The sequence below is a fragment of the Mycobacterium sp. TH-M103 genome (genome assembly GCF_057473785.1).
Map to the genome: position 1 here is coordinate 1 of NZ_JBYCLG010000383.1, position 14,607 is coordinate 14,607.

Consider the following 14,607-nt stretch of genomic DNA (forward strand, 5'->3'; position numbering starts at 1 on the left):
GCCTGGGAACGCTGTACACCTACACGGTGGCCCGCAGGCCCGTCGGCCCGCACTTCGCCGACGCCGTGCCGCAACTGCTCGCCATCGTCGAATGGGATGAGGGACCGAGGCTTTCCACCGAGATGGTCAACGTCGATCCCGACGGCCTGCGGGTCGGGATGCGGGTGCGTCCGGTCTTCTTCGACTATCCCGAGCACGACGTCACGATGCTGCGCTACGAGCCCGCCGACTGGCCGGGTACCTGCGCGCCCAGGCCACCGACGTCGACGTGGTCACCCACGTCGGGCACCGGGCCGGCCGGCGGGACCGCGACGCCTGGACGCGCATGACCCAATTCGCCTCGCGGGCACAGGGAGCGCAGCCGGTGACGGCCGAGGTGACCGGGATCGCGGGACGCGCGACCACTTTGGGCCACTGAACGTGACGGCCCCCTTCGCCGACTGGCGCGTGCTGGAGTCGTCCAACGGCATCGCCGCATCGTACTGCGGCAAGATGTTCGCCGACGCCGGGGCCGACGTCGTCAAACTCGAATCCCCACAGGGAGATTCGATGCGCCGCTGGTCGGCTGGCGGGGCGCCCGGAGCGCTGTTCGACTACCTCGCGGCCGGCAAGCGCTCGGTCGTGCGCCGCGACGAGGCGCAGATCGCTGCGCTGCTGGCCGGCGCCGACATCGTGGTCACCGACCTGACCGACGGGTGGACGCTCGAGGACATCACCGCCCACACCGGCCCGGCCGCGGTGGTGGTGGCCGTGACGCCGTTCGGCGCGACGGGAGCGCTTCTCCTTCGCCGTCCTGGACTACGCGATCCGCGGCCTGTACGCGGACATCGCCAACATCACGCAACTGTGCGACGAGATCGCCTGCGGCACGGCCAGGGATCCGGTCAAACGGGTGCGGCGGTCGAAGGGGCAGATCCGCCGCCGCGCGCCGCGGGAGTAGGTGCGGCGCTGCGGTAGGCGGTGCCGCGCGGTTCGCGCTCCCAGAGCGTTTCGCCCTCGCCTATCGTCGTGCCCTCGGCGATCAGCCGGCGTTTGAGCACCTTGTGGGTGGCGGTGCTGGGCAGGTCGGCGGCGATGCGGACATACCGCGGGCGGGCCTTGGGTGACAGGTCGGGCTGGGCGTCGAGGAACGCCGCGAACGAGTCGGGGTCGAGGGTGTGGCCTTCGTTGAGCACGACCGCGGCCATCACCTGGTCGCCGACGCGCTCGTCCGGGACGGCGTACACCGCGATGCGGTTGATTGCGCCGTGGCGCAACAGGATCCGTTCGATCGGCGCCGCGGTCAGGTTCTCGCCGTCCACCCGCATCCAGTCGGCGGTGCGCCCGGCCAGGTAGATCCAGCCGTCGGCGTCCTTGTAGGCGAGGTCGCCCGACCAGTACATGCCGTGGCGCATGCGCTCGGCGTTGGCGTCTGGGTCGTTGTAGTAGCCGGTGAAGAAGCCCGAACCCGTCGTGTTGACCAGCTCGCCGATCGCCTCGTCGGCGTTGGCGAGCGCGCCGTCGGCGTCGAACCGCGCGATCGCGCACTCGGTGACGGTGTCGCTGTTGTACACCGCGACCCCCTCGGCCCCCCGGCCGATCGAGCCCTTGGGCGTGCCGGGTTCGCGGATCACCATGACGGCGTTCTCGGTGGAGCCGAAGCCGTCCTCGACCTGGACACCGAAGCGGCGCGCGAACTCCTCGATGTCCTTGTCGTTGGCCTCGTTACCGAAGGCGACGCGCAGCGGGTTGTCGGCGTCGTCGTCGCGTTCCGGGGTGGCCAGGATGTAGGCGAGCGGCTTGCCCACGTAGTTCATGTAGGTCGCGCCGTAGCGGCGGACGTCGTCGAGGAAGCTGCTCGCCGAGAACTTCGCCGGCACGATCGCCGCGCCGGAGACCACCGCGGGAGCCCAGCCCGCGACCACCGCGTTGGAGTGGAACAGCGGCATGGACACATAGCAGGTGTCCCGCTCGGTCAGGGCGAAGCGCTGGGCCAGGTTGAGGCCGGCGAACGTGGCCATCAGGTGGGAGACCTGCACGGCCTTGGGGTTTCCGCTCGTGCCGGAGGTGAAGATCATCATGAACGGGTCCATCGCGGTGACCTGCCGATGGGGGACGAGTTCACCGGCGGCCGCGACGAATTCGGCCCACTGCGGTGTCGAGGTGTCCAGGACCCGCGTCCCCTCGAGGTCCAGGCCGTCCAGCAGCGGCCGGTGTTCGGCGTCGGTCACGACGAACTGGCAGTGTGCGCGCGAGATGTCGGCGGCCAGCGCCTCGCCGCGCCGGGTGGTGTTCAGGCCGCACAGCACGTAGCCGCCGAGCCCGGCCGCCGCCATCTGGCTCAGCATCTCGGGGTTGTTGCCCAGCAGCGCGCCGACGTGCAACGGCCGCTCCGGGTCGGCGGCGGCGATCAGGGCCGCCGCGCGGGCCGCTGCCTCGGCGAGGTATCGGTCCCAATCCCATTGCAAATCGGCGTGTTTGACGGCCACCGCCGTATCCGACATGCGCTTGCGCAGCAGCGCCTGAATCGTGTCCTCGGTCATCGGGGCCACCTACTCAACGTTAACGAGACGAGACGGTCCGTCTTATACTAGCGGGGCGCCGCGGCGCCCTATCCGCCCACCATCATCAGCCCGCCATCGACGGCGAGCAGTTGCCCGGTGATGAAGTCCGAGCCGGAACCGGCCAGGAATACCAGCATGGGGCCGACGTCGCGCGCGGGATCCCCCAGCGTGCCGCCGAGCGGGATCATCATCTGCATCTGCTGGTCGATGAGCGCGCCGGCCTCGGGGCCCAAGAACTCCCGCAACCGCTCGGCGCCGGGCGTCTGTACCGCCGGCGCCAGCGCGTTGACGGTGACCTTGTCGGCGGCCCAGGCCTTGGCGGCCGACCGCGTCCACGCCTGCACGGCTCCCTTGGTGGCGGCGTAGACGGCCGAGATCGGGCTACCCATAGCGGCTTCCGACGAACCGAAGTTGATGATCTTGCCGCCCTTGGGATCCTGGTCCTTCATCACCGCGTAGACGGCCTGGTTGGTCAGGATCGTCGCCTTGACGTTGGTGTCCAGCAGGAACGAGATCTCTTCGGGGCCGATGTATCCCGGTATCCCGGCCTGCCACAGCCCGGCGGCGTTGACCAGCACGTCGAGCCCGCCCAGGTGTTCGGCAGCACCGTGCACCGTCGCCGAGACCGCGTCGGGATCGCGGGCATCGCACTGCAGCCAGGTGGCCGCGAGGTCGTTGGGCGGCGGTGTCCGGTGGTAGGTGGCGACGACCTCGGCGCCCGCCTGGGTGAGGACTCCGACGGCGGCCGCGCCGATCCCCGTCGCTGCGCCGGTGACCAGGATCCGTCGGTCGTGCAGTGGTGACGCATCTGACATGCCCAAGACGCTACCGCCGGTGATGTCGGCCCATGCGTCAGCCGCCGCGGACTTGCGCCACGCCCGCGATGACGCCCCGGATCAGGCGGTCGAGGCGTTCGGCGTCATCGACGACGGGCTGGCCCGCCACGAAGGTCAACATGACCCCGTTGATGAACGCCAGCGTGGCGACTGCCTGGTCTTCGATCAGCGCCGGGTCCGGCGCGCTGCCGGCGGGATACCACTGCGTCACGGCCTCGCGTGCCAGCGCGTACAGCCGCGCCGCGGACTCACTCAGGATCGCCGTCAGCTCGGGATCTCGGCCGGCGAGCAACACGAGCTCGTAACGCGCCTTGGCGCGGGTCAACCAGGGTTCGCTGTTGACGTACATGACGATGCGGGCCAGCCCCGCGGTGCCCGTGAATTGCGTCGACTGGTCCTCGGCAAGTTCGGCCACCAGCGAGAAGTCGGCCACGTCGAGTTCGGCGAGCCGGGTGGCGACGGCGTGCAGCAGCGCCTTGCGGGTCCGGAAGTAGAACGACGCGGTGCCGGCCGGCACGCCGGCGTGCTCATCGACCTTCGGGTGACTGACGCCGTGGACCCCGTTCTCGCCGAGCAGTTCGATCGCGGCGTCGGCGAGCTGGCGCCGCCGCGCGGGCGCGTTGTGCTTTCTACGTGCAGCGATGCGCCCAGTCTATCCGCCGGACGAGGGACCCCAGAGGGTTCAGAAATCACCACAGTTCGGCGCTGTGGGTTCGCCGTTGAAGCGGGCGGCGACCCACTGCATGGCCGGTTCACCGTCGACGAGCATTGGCAGGGCGTGATTGATGACGAGCTTGTTGAGGAAGGGCGGCTCTTCGTTGGTGCGGAATTCGACGTCGGCGCCCTGGTCGCACCAGTCGCGGCCGAGTTGGTTCGCCGCCGTCCATGGCACCAGCGGGTCGTAACGGTTGCTGTCGATCAGCACCGGCGCGTTGGGTTTGTGGCGGCCGATCCTCTGCTCGTCCAGCAGGGTGCTGAACGGTTCCTCGTTGACCAACTGGCCGATGTCTTCGGTGAAGTAAGGCTGCAGGTGACGGAACATGAAGTCGAGGATGGTCTGGCCGACGCATTGCCGCGACACCGACTCCAGCATCGCCAGCCCGCGCGGAGTCATCTTCGAGCGGATCAGGTCGGCGGCTTCGGGATAGGCGGCCATCACGCTGTTGAGCGCATATCCGACGACGCCGACCAGGGCGCTGCCGTCGGCGTAGGGGAACAGCTCCTTGAGGTTGGCTGGCGGCGCCCCGGCGTAGGTACCCACGATGTGTAGCTCCGGGGCGTAGGACGAGGCAAGTTCGGCTGCCGACGCGGTCGCGCCGCCGCCTTGGGAATATCCCCAGAAGGCAACGGGCCCATGCGGATCCAGGGAAGTTTCGGGCAAGTGCATGGCCGCCCGGGCAGCGTCGAGCACCGCTTGTCCCTCGGCCACCCGGCCCACGTAGGTGTGCATGGAGACGGTGCCGAGGCCTTCGTAGTCGGTCATCACGACGGCGAAGCCACGGGCGACCATGGTGGCGACGAACATCTCTTCGTAGTTGAACATGATGTCCCAGCCACCCGAATAGTGGATGCCCTGGTTGAACATTCGCGATGGGGCGCATTGATTGCCCTGGCCTTGCGTGCCGGGCGCATAGCTGATCAGGGGCCGCGGTCCGTTGCCCGGCCAGTCGTTGTAGGGCTCGAAGTAGGTGCCGGTGACCGCGATCGGATTGCCACGGGTGTCGGTGCTGCGGTACATGATCCGGGTGCCGGTGGCCATGATCGCGCCCAACTGGCCGGAGGGCTCAAGCACCAGCCGCGACGGCTCGGTGCGGATCAGGTCACCGGGCCGGCCGGGCGGCAGCGGGTCCGGCGGAAGGTAGAACTCGGCGTATCGCGGCTCGTCGCCGCCGTCGGCCCGGGCGTCTGCTACGCCGGCCGATGCGGCAACGATCAGCAGTAGGACAGCGAAGATTCCCCCAAACCGGCGCATTACGGAACGGTAACAATCACCGCCCGTCAGCGGAAGGTACTCTCTAAAGTTTTAGAGATTGGGTTGGCCGGTCTAGCCGCGGTGCGCGTCGAAGAATCGCCAGATGGTGTCGGTCGCATCCAGCGCCGTCGACGGCTCGGGTACGCCGGCGAGCTCGGCCAGCGGCGTGCGCGCGCCGCCGGGCCACTGGTGCCCCGCGCCGGCCACCGAGATCAACTCCACGGTCCGCCCGTCGGCGCAGCCGGCGGTTTGCGTGGTGACGTCGCCGGCGGTGGCCGAGGTGGGCGGCCCGCAGGCGTCGGTGGCACGCCAGGTGGCGTTGACCGACTCCGCCGAGGGCCCGTCGACACGCGGGGCGCCGTTGACCCCGAACGCTTTTCCGGGCCCGCCGGCATACCGCACCCGGTCGTCTCGGTGCCGTGGATCTGCAGGACCGACGCCGGCCGGGCCCGCGGGCAGTCGGCCAGCAGGGTGCCCGCCACCGGGGCGATCGCGGCGAAAATGTCGCTCTGACAGCCCAGGCGCAACGCCATCATGGCCCCGTTCGACACCCCGGTCACATAGACGCGGGTGCGGTCGATCGGCATCTGCTCCTCGATGGCGCCCACCATCGACGTGATGAATGCGACATCGTCGACGTTGCCGCGCCGGGGTTCGCCGCAACAGGTCCCGGCGTTTCAGCGATAGGAGCGCTCGGCCTGGGCGCCGCTGCCGAAGCCCCCGTGCAGCATCACCACCAACGGCACCGCGTCGGTCAATCCCGGCGGGCGGTACAGGTGGAAGGTCCTGGCGACGCCGCCCGATCGGATGGTCTGGGTGGACTGTCCCACCGGGATCGGTTGGGGCCCTGGCATTCCCGTCGCATGTCCGCCGCCCAGGCGCCCGCCGAGCACGACGACCAGGATCGGCAGCAGGAACCCGCCCAGCGCCCGGGCACATCGAGATCGCATGATCTCAACGTGGCGGCGGCGCCCGTTTTTGACAAGTAAATTGTCAATCGCGGGGATCGTGGCACACTGTTCGTCATGCGCGACGTCGACTGGGAGCCCACCCTGCCGACTTTGGTGAACCTCCTGGCGGCGTCGCGGGCTCCCCACCTGCGTGCCGCGTTTGCCGCGGCGGGGCTCGACGGGATCCGCCCCGCGCAGGCGGTTGCGCTGGTCCCGCTGATGAACGGGGGGATGCACGCGTCCGACCTCGCCGACCGCCTCAAGGTGAGTCGGCAGGCGGTGGCCCAGGGGATCGCCGCCCTGGAGCGGCAGGGCTATGTCGCCCGGGTGCCCGATCCCCACGACGCCCGCGCGCGGATCGTCGATCTGACTGCGCGAGGCCGCCATGCCCTGCGTGTAATGCACTCCAGCGCAATGGAATTGGAGGCGCGCTGGGAGACCACCCTGGGGCGCCGCCGGTTGACCGAACTGCGGGAGAGCCTGCAACTGTTGCTCGCCGCCAATTCTCCGACGCCCGACGTCTGACGGCGCTTGCCCGCTACGGGGTTCTGAGGAACACGTCGTTGAGCGTGACGGTACGCAGGCTCCGCGACCGGATGATGTCGATCAGTTGCGGGTAGACGTGCGTGACGGGCAGGTGGTTGAGGTGACCGATCACGATGGCCTGCGGGGTGAAGTACTGGTCGGCCATCTGCACGATGTAGTCCTCGGTGATCAACGTCGAATCCGACAACGAGCCCGACCATAACGTCGGGGCGGTATAGCCGAGGTAGGCTGCCACCCCGTCGACGGTGGCGTTGCGCTTGGCATAGGGGGGCCGGTAGTAGGGTTTCGCGCCGACGCCGTAGGTCTTCTTCAGGAATTCGTCGTTGCGGGTGAGTTCGTCGGCAATCCTGCTGTGGGACACCGCCGTTAGGTCCGGATGCGACCAGGTGTGGTTGCCGAGCTGAATCTGCCCGGATTCCACCAGCGGCAGCAACATGTCGCGGTTCTCGGTCCAGGAGTCGTAGATACCGTTGACGAAGAACGTCATCCGCACACCGGTGTCCCGGGCGAGTTGCGTGTAGGCGCGGACCACATCGCTGTTGACGCCGTCGTCGAGGGTCAGCGCGAGCAGATCGCCTTGGCCGGGAATCGTGCGCAGTGCGCCGCCGCCGGGTAGCGGGATGCGCGCGCTCGGCGGCGGGGGCGGCAACAGGGCCTGCGGGGCGGGGGGACCGGAGGTGGGCACGGAACCTGCCGCGGCCTGCGCGAACGTCCGGGGTGGCGGATCGACGACGAGGCGGGCGGCACCGACGCCGGCGACCACCGACGCGGCGAGCGACCCGAGGAAGCGGCGGCGGTTCATCACCGGGCCGGCCCTGAGCCGGTCGGGCGGAGGGCCCGTGGGCCGCGCGCACCGGGCCGTCCCGCGCGCCGACCGTCCGCATGGCCCGACCTTGCCGTCACAGCAGCGAACGGTAGCACCGCCGCAGCAAATGCGCCGGGTTCGTGACGGGAGGGTCAGCTGTGAAATTCGTATCGAATCGGCAACGTTTTCCCGCCCCGCTCGGCCGGGTCCGCGTGCGCGGCCGCACCGGGCCGCGGTCAGTGCCGGAACGGGACGGGTTCGGTCTCGGGAGTGTTCAGTTTCGCGGCCAGCCACGGCAGCGAGGCGGCGAACGCCTGGGCGGCGAACGGCCAGTCGTGCCGGCCCGGCTGGGTGACCACCGCGCAGTCGATGCCGTGTGCGCCGGCGATCTCGCACAGCGCCCGGGCTGCGGTGTCCTGACCCTCGGGGTTGGCGGCGGGGTCGACGCTCGCGGTGGCGAGGGTGGTGCCGGCCTCGGCGAGGTTCTGGGTCCTCGACGAGGGAACGTCGAACCATCCCGACACCCCGGAGTAGTGACCGTGCCGGGCCATGACGGTCGCCGGGTCGAACGACGCCCAGGCGGCGGCGTCGCCGGCGAACAGCCGGGTGATCGTCTGCTCCCGCCCGCCGATGTCGGGCCCGCGGTCACCGGCGATGTCGACGAACGCGCTGAACGTCTCCGGGTGCATGACGGTCAGGTCCACGGCGCACGTACCGCCCATCGACCAGCCCACGACGCCCCAGTTGGCGCGGTCGGCACTCACGCCGAAATTCGAGACGACGAACGGGACGACGTCTTTGGTCAGGTGGTCGGCCGCATTGCCGCGGCGGCCGTTGACGCACTCGGTGTCGTTGTCGAACGAGCCGGTGGCGTCGGCGAACACCAGGGCCGGCGCGAATCCGTGATGGCGGGCGGCGAAGTCGTCGACGGTGTTGAACGCGTTACCCGCGCGCAGCCAGTCGGCCGGGGTGTTGAAGGCCGAACTGATCATCAGCACCGCCGGCAGCCGCGGCGGCGGATTGCTGCCGAACCAGGCCGGCGGCAGGTACACCAGCTCCTGGCGGTGCGGGAAGTGCGACCCGTCGGTGCCGGTCATCACCGGCACCACGACGCCCTTGGTCGGCCGGGTCCGCGCGATCTGCATCTCGGTCACCCGTAGCCGGTCGATCTGGTCGGGCAGCGGCACCCCCGTGAGCTGATTCCACGCGGCGCGCACCGTGGGGAAGTAGCCGACCCAGCCGTTCAGCGCCAGGGTCGCGCACAGCGCGCACAGGGGCACCGACAGCAGCGCCAGCCCGCGCCGCCACCACCGGGCACCCGGCCAGCCGAGCACGAGCACCGCGGCGGCGAGTCCGCTCATCCCTATCCAAAGCCACAGCGTGACCGGGGCAGGGTCGCCGGCCACGCCCAGCGTCGTGATGTACCAGTACGACAGCGCGGTCACCGCCGCCGCGACGCCCAGCACCGCGGGCAGCGCCCAGCTACGCCAACGCCGACGGTGCCACCCGACCGCGGCGAAGGTCACGAACAGCGCCAACCCCTGGGCCGTCGCCGGCAACCAGCCGTGCAGCAAAGACAGCCGGTCGAAGAAGTTGCTCAACAGTCCTGACCTTCGCTAATTCCGTCGCGGCCGGCATCATGTTCCCCCAGCGATGACGCGAAAGGCCGGAATCAACTATCCCATACCGCCCGGGCGCGTCCCGGCGGCAAACGAGCGCGGGCGCAAACCGTTACCGACGACGAAGACGCTGCAGAACGCCATCGCGGCGCTCTCGGGCATCGGTGGGTCCGCGCTCACGCCACGGGGACCGCTTCGAAGCCGGCCTCGTCCACGGCCGCGAGCACCGCGGCGGGGTCCAGTGGCGTGGAACTAGTGACGACGAGTCTGCCGGTGTCCGCGCTCACGTCCACCCGCTCGACGCCCGGGAGCTGGCTCACCTCGCCGCGTACGGCGGCCTCGCAGTGCCCACAGGTCATCCCGGTGACCTGGTATTCGCTCGTCGCCACGACGCTCCTTCCCTCATCCCCGGCAGGGGTATCAACCCGGCGAACACCGCCACCCCCAAGGTATGCCTAGCCGGCCTCAGACGTAGCCGACCCCGATGTCCACCGACACCTGACTGGCCGTCACCAGCCGGGACGCGTCGGAAACCAGCCAGGCGACCGCGTCGGCGACGTCCTCGGGCTGCGCGACGCCTTCCGGCAGCAGCGGCTTGTGCAGGCCGCGCAGATGCGGGTAGCTGTCGGCGGCCGAACGCAACGCGTCGCGCATCCGCCCGGTGCCCATCGGGGTGGCGACAGCGCCCGGGTTAAGGCTGTTGACGCGGATGTTGTGCCGGCCGAGTTCGGCGGCGAAGGCGCGCGCCATCCCGACCACGGCGTGTTTGCTGGCGGTGTAGTGGATCATGAACGCCTGCATGTTGATGCCGGCGGCCGATCCGATCAGCACGATCGAGCCGCCGCGACCGCCGTCGACGATGTGCGGCGCACCGGCCATCACGGTGTTCCAGGTGCCGGTCACGTTCGTGTCGATGGTGTCGCGGAACGCCTCGGGGGTGATCCGATCCCAGGGCGCCGGGCTGCAGATGCCGGCGTTGGCGACGATGATGTCGAGCCGGCCGAGCTCGCCGACCGCGCCGTCGACCGCGGCTTTGAGCGCGTCGAGGTCGCGGATGTCCACCACTGCGGCGACGGCCCGCCTGCCGTTGGCGCCGACCAGGCGCGCCGTCTCCGCCAGGTCGTCCGGCGTCGCCGAGTCGTAGGGAACGCTGGGCGGCAGGGGTCCGGCGATGTCGACCGCGATGATGTCGGCGCCTTCGGCGCTGAGCCGCACCGCGTGTGCCCGGCCCTGTCCGCGCGCGGCGCCGGTGATCAGCGCCACCCTGCCCGGGATCGACTGGCTCATGATTATGGACTTCCTTTCTCGCCAAGACCCACTCGGCGAAGCGTAATGTTCGTCCCGGCGCAGCCGCCTGACCGGAGGGAGACATCGTGACCGTCACCGTCGTCGATGCCGGGCCCCGGCAGGTAAGCCGGTCCGTGGAAGTGGCCGCGCCGGTGTCGGAGCTCTACGCGCTGGCCGCCGACCCGCGCCGCCACTGTGAGCTCGACGGGTCGGGCACCGTTCGCGACACCGTCAAAGCTCCCGCGCAAGTCGTCGTCGGGTCGAAGTTCTCGACCAACATGAAGCTCTATGGTGTGCCGTACCGCATCACCAGCACGATCACCGCCCTGACGCCGGACGAAGTGGTCGAGTGGCGTCATCCGATGGGCCACCGCTGGCGGTGGGAGTTCGAGGCGCTGTCGCCGACGCTGACGCGGGTCACCGAGACGTTCGACTACCGCGACGCCGGCCCGGTCAAGAACAAGTACTTCGAACTCAGCGGCGCCCGCAAGACCAACGCCGCGGGCATCGAGGCGACACTGACCAAGCTGCGCGATCGCTACGCCACGCGCTGATTGACACGCGGGTCAGCACCTTCTCGGCCATAGCCGAAGGCGGGCCCAGCCCGCCTCGATCGAGGCGGCGGCGGTTTCGTTGGGCCGCGGCACCCCCGCCCGCTTCCACGCGCTGTATTCGGCGGTCTCGTTCATCCCGAACGCGCCGTACCGCGTCCAGGCTTCGTCGGGATCGTCGTGCAGCGGCGTCACGGTGCTGCCGTTCTCGGGGCGGTGGACGAACCCGGTTTTGCCGCGCTCGCTCAGCTCCCGCCGATACACGGCTTCGACGATCGGGCATGGCCATCGGCGGCGAGAACGGCAGTCCGAAGCGCGCCGCGCGGGGGGCCGCCGCGACGGTCATGCCCCCGACGAAGGACACCGGATGCGGACGCGTGCACGGCTTCGGCGTGACGTTGACGAGCGTGCCCCGATAGTCGAAGGGCTCGTCGCCCCACGCCTGGATCAGCACCCCCAGGCACTCGTCCATCAGCGCCGCCCGCCGCGACCAGCCCCTGCCCGCGGCGTGGTACTCCTCGGGCCGGTAGCCCATGCCCGCCACGAAGCCGAATCGGCCTTGGGCGAGGTTGTCGAGCACGGCGACGTCCTCGGCGAGGCGAACCGGGTCGTAGAGCGGCACGATCAGGGCGTTGATGCTGATGCGCACGTTGCGCGTCCGCCCGGCCAGCGCCGCGGCCAGGATGAGCGGCGACGGGAGCCAACCGGTGGCCGCCGGGTGGTGTTCTTCGCCGCTCACCGCGGTGAATCCGTGCCCGTCGGCGTACTCCGCCATCTCGAGCGCGGCCCGGTGGCGCGTCGACGGATCGGCGACGTTGGTCATGTTGAGCCGCAGCACGGTGAGCTGGCTCAACGCCGGGAACCGCCGGGCCCGCGCGCGAACAACGTCCCCCGGATCAGCCCTTTGGCCGCGGCCAGCGTGGCGGCGTAGGGCGCGGGGGCCAGGCTGGCCGCCCGCTCCGTCAGACCCCGCGTCAGGGCGTAGAGGGCGTCCACCGCGGCGCCCGGATCGGTGTCGGCGGGCAGCGATCCCCGGGCCCGGGCGTCCTCGATGATTTCGCCGATGACGGCGCGCAGGGCCTGCAGTCCCGCGTGCGGCGGCCGCGCGGCCCCGGCGACGGCGGTCTCGGCGCGGATCGCCCGCTCGAACGCGGCGAGGTCCGGATACTCGCGCATCAGCCGATCCGACTCCTCCAGCACGGCCTCGAGGCGCCCGACGACGTCGTCGGCTTGCGCGGCGGCGGCCCGCAGCCGGGGCACGGCGATCTCCTGGATCTCGCGCGCGGCCGCGTCGAGCAACTCGGACTTGTTGGAAAAGTAGTGATACAGGCTGCCGCTGGTCATCTCGGCGGTCCGCGCGATCTGGCGGATCGTCGCCCGCGAGTAGCCGACCTCGGCCACGCAGCGCATGGCTGCGCCCAGGATTCGCGCGCGGGTCTGGGCACCGTCGGCGCCCACCGGGCGGCCCGGCCGGGCCGCGGTGCCGGCCATGCCGCGTGACGCCCGTCCGTTGGGCGGCCGAACTCCCACCGCGCACCTCCGCGCCCGTGCCACACTAATCGATCATCCGATCGTATTCGGCCGTGCCGACGCCGCGCCCGACGGACCGTGCGTCGGCAGGAGGAACACCACGATGACCAAGACGCGACTGGGTCGCCCGGTCGGCTCCAGCGGCGAGGAGACCCGGCGGCGGATCATCGCCGCGACCATGCGCTGCGTGGCCGAGGTCGGCTACTCGCGGGCGACGATCCGCCAGATCGCCCGCACCGCGCGGGTGACCAGCGCCAGCCTCTATAACTACTTCCCGACCAAGTCCGAGCTCATCGAGGCCGCCGTCGCGGAGCGGACCGAGGTGGCGCTGCCGCGGTTGCGGGCGGCCTCCGCCGGGCCCGGCGACGTCGTCGACCGAATCGAGGCGCTGCTCGAGGAGTCGGGCCGGCTGATGCGCGAGTATCCCGACCTGGCCGCCTTCGAGTGGGCGATCCGGGCCGAGGGCGCCGCCGCGCCGGGCTACCGGGCCCCGCACGACACCGGCTTCCACGCCTTGCGCGAGATCATCGAGACCGTCGTCGCCGATGGCCACCAGCGGGGTGAGCTGGCCGGATGGGTGAATCCGCACGGCGCGGTCGAAGCCGTCTACTCGCTGGTCTACGGCTTGACCGAACTGGCGGCCACCCTGTCGCCGGAGGACTACCACGCGGCGCTGGCGGCGGCCAAGCGGATGGTCGGGGGCACGCTGCTCGGCGACGCACCCTTGATATGATCAAACGATTGATTATATAGTCGGGGTGGCGGAACAGGAGCCCGAGACCTTGACCGAGACCACCGGCCTGGCATTCGACGTCGAGGCGCTGCGCGCCAAATACGCCGAGGAGCGGGCCCGCCGGCTGCGGCCCGAAGGGATCGCCCAGTACGTGGAGACGGCGGGCGCCTTCGCCGGGTTCGCCGAGGACCCCTGGGCGGACGGGACGTTCACCCGCGACCCGCTCACCGACGAGGTCGACGTGGCGATCATCGGCGCCGGCTTCGGGGGGTTGCTCACCGGAGCGCGACTGCGGCAGTCGGGCGTGGACAGCGTGCGGCTGATCGACCGGGCGGCCGACGTCGGCGGCACCTGGTACTGGAACCGGTATCCGGGGATCGCCTGCGACGTCGAATCCTACGTCTACATACCGTTACTCGAGGAACTCGGCTACATTCCCACGCAGAAATACGCCACGGGTGCCGAGATCTTCGCGCACTGCCAGCGCATCGCGCGGCACTACGACCTCTACCGCGACGCATGCCTACAGACCGACGTGCACGAAATCTGCTGGGAAGAAACGACTTCCCGCTGGATTATCCGCACCAACCACGGCGACGAGATGCGGGCCAGGTTCGTCTCGATGGCCAACGGTTACCAGGCCAAGCCCAAACTGCCCGGCATCGAGGGCCTCGGCAGCTTCCGTGGCCACGCCTTCCACACCAGCCGGTGGGACTACGGCTACACCGGGGAGCGGCTGGAGAACCTGGCCGGCAAGCGCGTCGGCATCATCGGCACCGGCGCGACGGCGGTCCAGTGCGTGCCGCACCTGGCCGCGGCGGCGCAGCGGCTCTACGTCTTCCAGCGCACGCCCTCGTCGGTGGACGTGCGGGCCAACCGCGCCACCGAGCCCGGGTGGGCCGACACGCTGCGGCCGGGCTGGCAGCGCGAGCGCATCGAGAACTTCCAGATCCTCACCGCCGGTGGGCAGGCCGCCGAGGACCTCGTCGCCGACGCGTGGACGAGCATCACCCGCAAGCTCCCGGTGATGCGCCACGACGGCGACGGCGTCGCATCGGCCGATCCCGAGCAGCGCGGCCGCGACATCGAGCTGGCGGACTTCGCCAAGATGGAGGAGATCCGGGCGCGGGTCGACAAGATCGTCGCCGACCGCGCGACCGCCGAGGCGCTCAAGCCGTGGTACGGCTACTTCTGCAAGCGCCCCTGCTTCCACGACGAGTACCTGCAGACCTTCA

Annotated in this window: 13 protein-coding genes and 5 pseudogenes; 7 read left to right on the forward strand and 11 right to left on the reverse strand. The window is 70.3% G+C overall.

Annotated features, from left to right (window positions below; translation table 11 throughout):
* The 3 pseudogenes from AC2VOR_RS21090 to AC2VOR_RS21100 form a co-directional block, all read left to right on the forward strand.
* A pseudogene (locus AC2VOR_RS21090) lies at positions 1-230 on the forward strand (Zn-ribbon domain-containing OB-fold protein); the annotation flags it as partial.
* 184 nt (positions 231-414) lie between these two features.
* A pseudogene (locus tag AC2VOR_RS21095) lies at positions 415-774 on the forward strand (CoA transferase); the annotation flags it as partial.
* Positions 773-940 (forward strand): annotated as a pseudogene (locus AC2VOR_RS21100) (MarR family transcriptional regulator); the annotation flags it as partial. The pseudogenes AC2VOR_RS21095 and AC2VOR_RS21100, both read left to right, overlap by 2 nt.
* Here AC2VOR_RS21100 and fadD1 read toward each other — a convergent pair.
* The 5 genes and pseudogenes from fadD1 to AC2VOR_RS21125 all read right to left on the reverse strand — a co-directional run bounded on the left by fadD1 (position 885) and on the right by AC2VOR_RS21125 (position 6,301).
* The gene (gene fadD1 / locus AC2VOR_RS21105) at positions 885-2,522 is read right to left on the reverse strand and encodes a fatty-acid--CoA ligase FadD1 (RefSeq protein ID WP_486964458.1); all 1,638 of its coding nucleotides are present in this window, start codon (positions 2,520-2,522) and stop codon (positions 885-887) included. The pseudogene AC2VOR_RS21100 and the gene fadD1 sit on opposite strands and share 56 nt — an antisense overlap.
* A 68-nt stretch (positions 2,523-2,590) precedes the next feature.
* Positions 2,591-3,358 (reverse strand): SDR family NAD(P)-dependent oxidoreductase, encoded by a 768-nt coding sequence (locus tag AC2VOR_RS21110; protein WP_486964456.1) that lies wholly within the window; start codon positions 3,356-3,358, stop codon positions 2,591-2,593.
* A 37-nt stretch (positions 3,359-3,395) separates the two neighbouring features.
* Positions 3,396-3,962 (reverse strand): TetR/AcrR family transcriptional regulator, encoded by a 567-nt coding sequence (locus AC2VOR_RS21115; RefSeq protein ID WP_369741816.1) that lies wholly within the window; start codon positions 3,960-3,962, stop codon positions 3,396-3,398.
* A 99-nt stretch (positions 3,963-4,061) separates the two neighbouring features.
* Entirely contained in the window at positions 4,062-5,351 is a 1,290-nt protein-coding gene (locus AC2VOR_RS21120) for a lipase family protein (protein WP_369741281.1), read from the reverse strand.
* Positions 5,352-5,423: 72 nt separating this feature from the next.
* Positions 5,424-6,301 (reverse strand): annotated as a pseudogene (locus tag AC2VOR_RS21125) (CE1 family esterase).
* A 75-nt stretch (positions 6,302-6,376) separates the two neighbouring features.
* On the opposite strand from AC2VOR_RS21125, the gene AC2VOR_RS21130 reads away from it, so the two are divergent.
* The gene (locus AC2VOR_RS21130) at positions 6,377-6,826 is read left to right on the forward strand and encodes a MarR family winged helix-turn-helix transcriptional regulator (RefSeq protein WP_369741280.1); all 450 of its coding nucleotides are present in this window, start codon (positions 6,377-6,379) and stop codon (positions 6,824-6,826) included.
* A gap of 13 nt (positions 6,827-6,839) precedes the next feature.
* Here the strand turns inward: AC2VOR_RS21130 and AC2VOR_RS21135 are convergent, their stop codons facing one another.
* From AC2VOR_RS21135 to AC2VOR_RS21150, 4 genes are all read right to left on the reverse strand, one after another.
* Positions 6,840-7,649, reverse strand: coding sequence for a polysaccharide deacetylase family protein (locus AC2VOR_RS21135; RefSeq protein ID WP_486964457.1), 810 nt, complete (start codon positions 7,647-7,649; stop codon positions 6,840-6,842).
* A gap of 239 nt (positions 7,650-7,888) precedes the next feature.
* Entirely contained in the window at positions 7,889-9,253 is a 1,365-nt protein-coding gene (locus AC2VOR_RS21140) for an alpha/beta hydrolase (RefSeq protein WP_369741278.1), read from the reverse strand.
* Positions 9,254-9,447: 194 nt separating this feature from the next.
* The gene (locus tag AC2VOR_RS21145; RefSeq protein ID WP_369741277.1) at positions 9,448-9,660 is read right to left on the reverse strand and encodes a heavy-metal-associated domain-containing protein; all 213 of its coding nucleotides are present in this window, start codon (positions 9,658-9,660) and stop codon (positions 9,448-9,450) included.
* A gap of 76 nt (positions 9,661-9,736) precedes the next feature.
* Positions 9,737-10,558: a mycofactocin-coupled SDR family oxidoreductase gene (locus AC2VOR_RS21150; RefSeq protein WP_369741276.1), complete on the reverse strand. Its 822-nt coding sequence runs from the start codon at positions 10,556-10,558 to the stop codon at positions 9,737-9,739.
* A gap of 86 nt (positions 10,559-10,644) precedes the next feature.
* Here AC2VOR_RS21150 and AC2VOR_RS21155 point away from each other — a divergent pair, with 86 nt between their 5' ends.
* A complete protein-coding gene (locus AC2VOR_RS21155) occupies positions 10,645-11,112 on the forward strand; it encodes an SRPBCC family protein (protein ID WP_369741275.1) in 468 nt (155 codons plus the stop codon).
* Positions 11,113-11,169: 57 nt separating this feature from the next.
* Here AC2VOR_RS21155 and AC2VOR_RS21160 read toward each other — a convergent pair.
* Positions 11,170-11,962: pseudogene (locus AC2VOR_RS21160) on the reverse strand (LLM class flavin-dependent oxidoreductase); the annotation flags it as partial.
* Positions 11,959-12,600 (reverse strand): TetR/AcrR family transcriptional regulator, encoded by a 642-nt coding sequence (locus tag AC2VOR_RS21165; RefSeq protein ID WP_369741815.1) that lies wholly within the window; start codon positions 12,598-12,600, stop codon positions 11,959-11,961. The gene AC2VOR_RS21165 and the pseudogene AC2VOR_RS21160, both read right to left, overlap by 4 nt.
* A 142-nt stretch (positions 12,601-12,742) precedes the next feature.
* Here AC2VOR_RS21165 and AC2VOR_RS21170 point away from each other — a divergent pair, with 142 nt between their 5' ends.
* Both AC2VOR_RS21170 and AC2VOR_RS21175 read left to right on the forward strand, forming a co-directional pair.
* Positions 12,743-13,372, forward strand: a complete 630-nt coding sequence (locus AC2VOR_RS21170) for a TetR/AcrR family transcriptional regulator (RefSeq protein WP_369741273.1) — start codon at positions 12,743-12,745, stop codon at positions 13,370-13,372.
* A gap of 49 nt (positions 13,373-13,421) precedes the next feature.
* Positions 13,422-14,607 (forward strand): flavin-containing monooxygenase (locus tag AC2VOR_RS21175; RefSeq protein WP_486964459.1); only part of this gene is annotated, 1,186 nt, incomplete at its 3' end.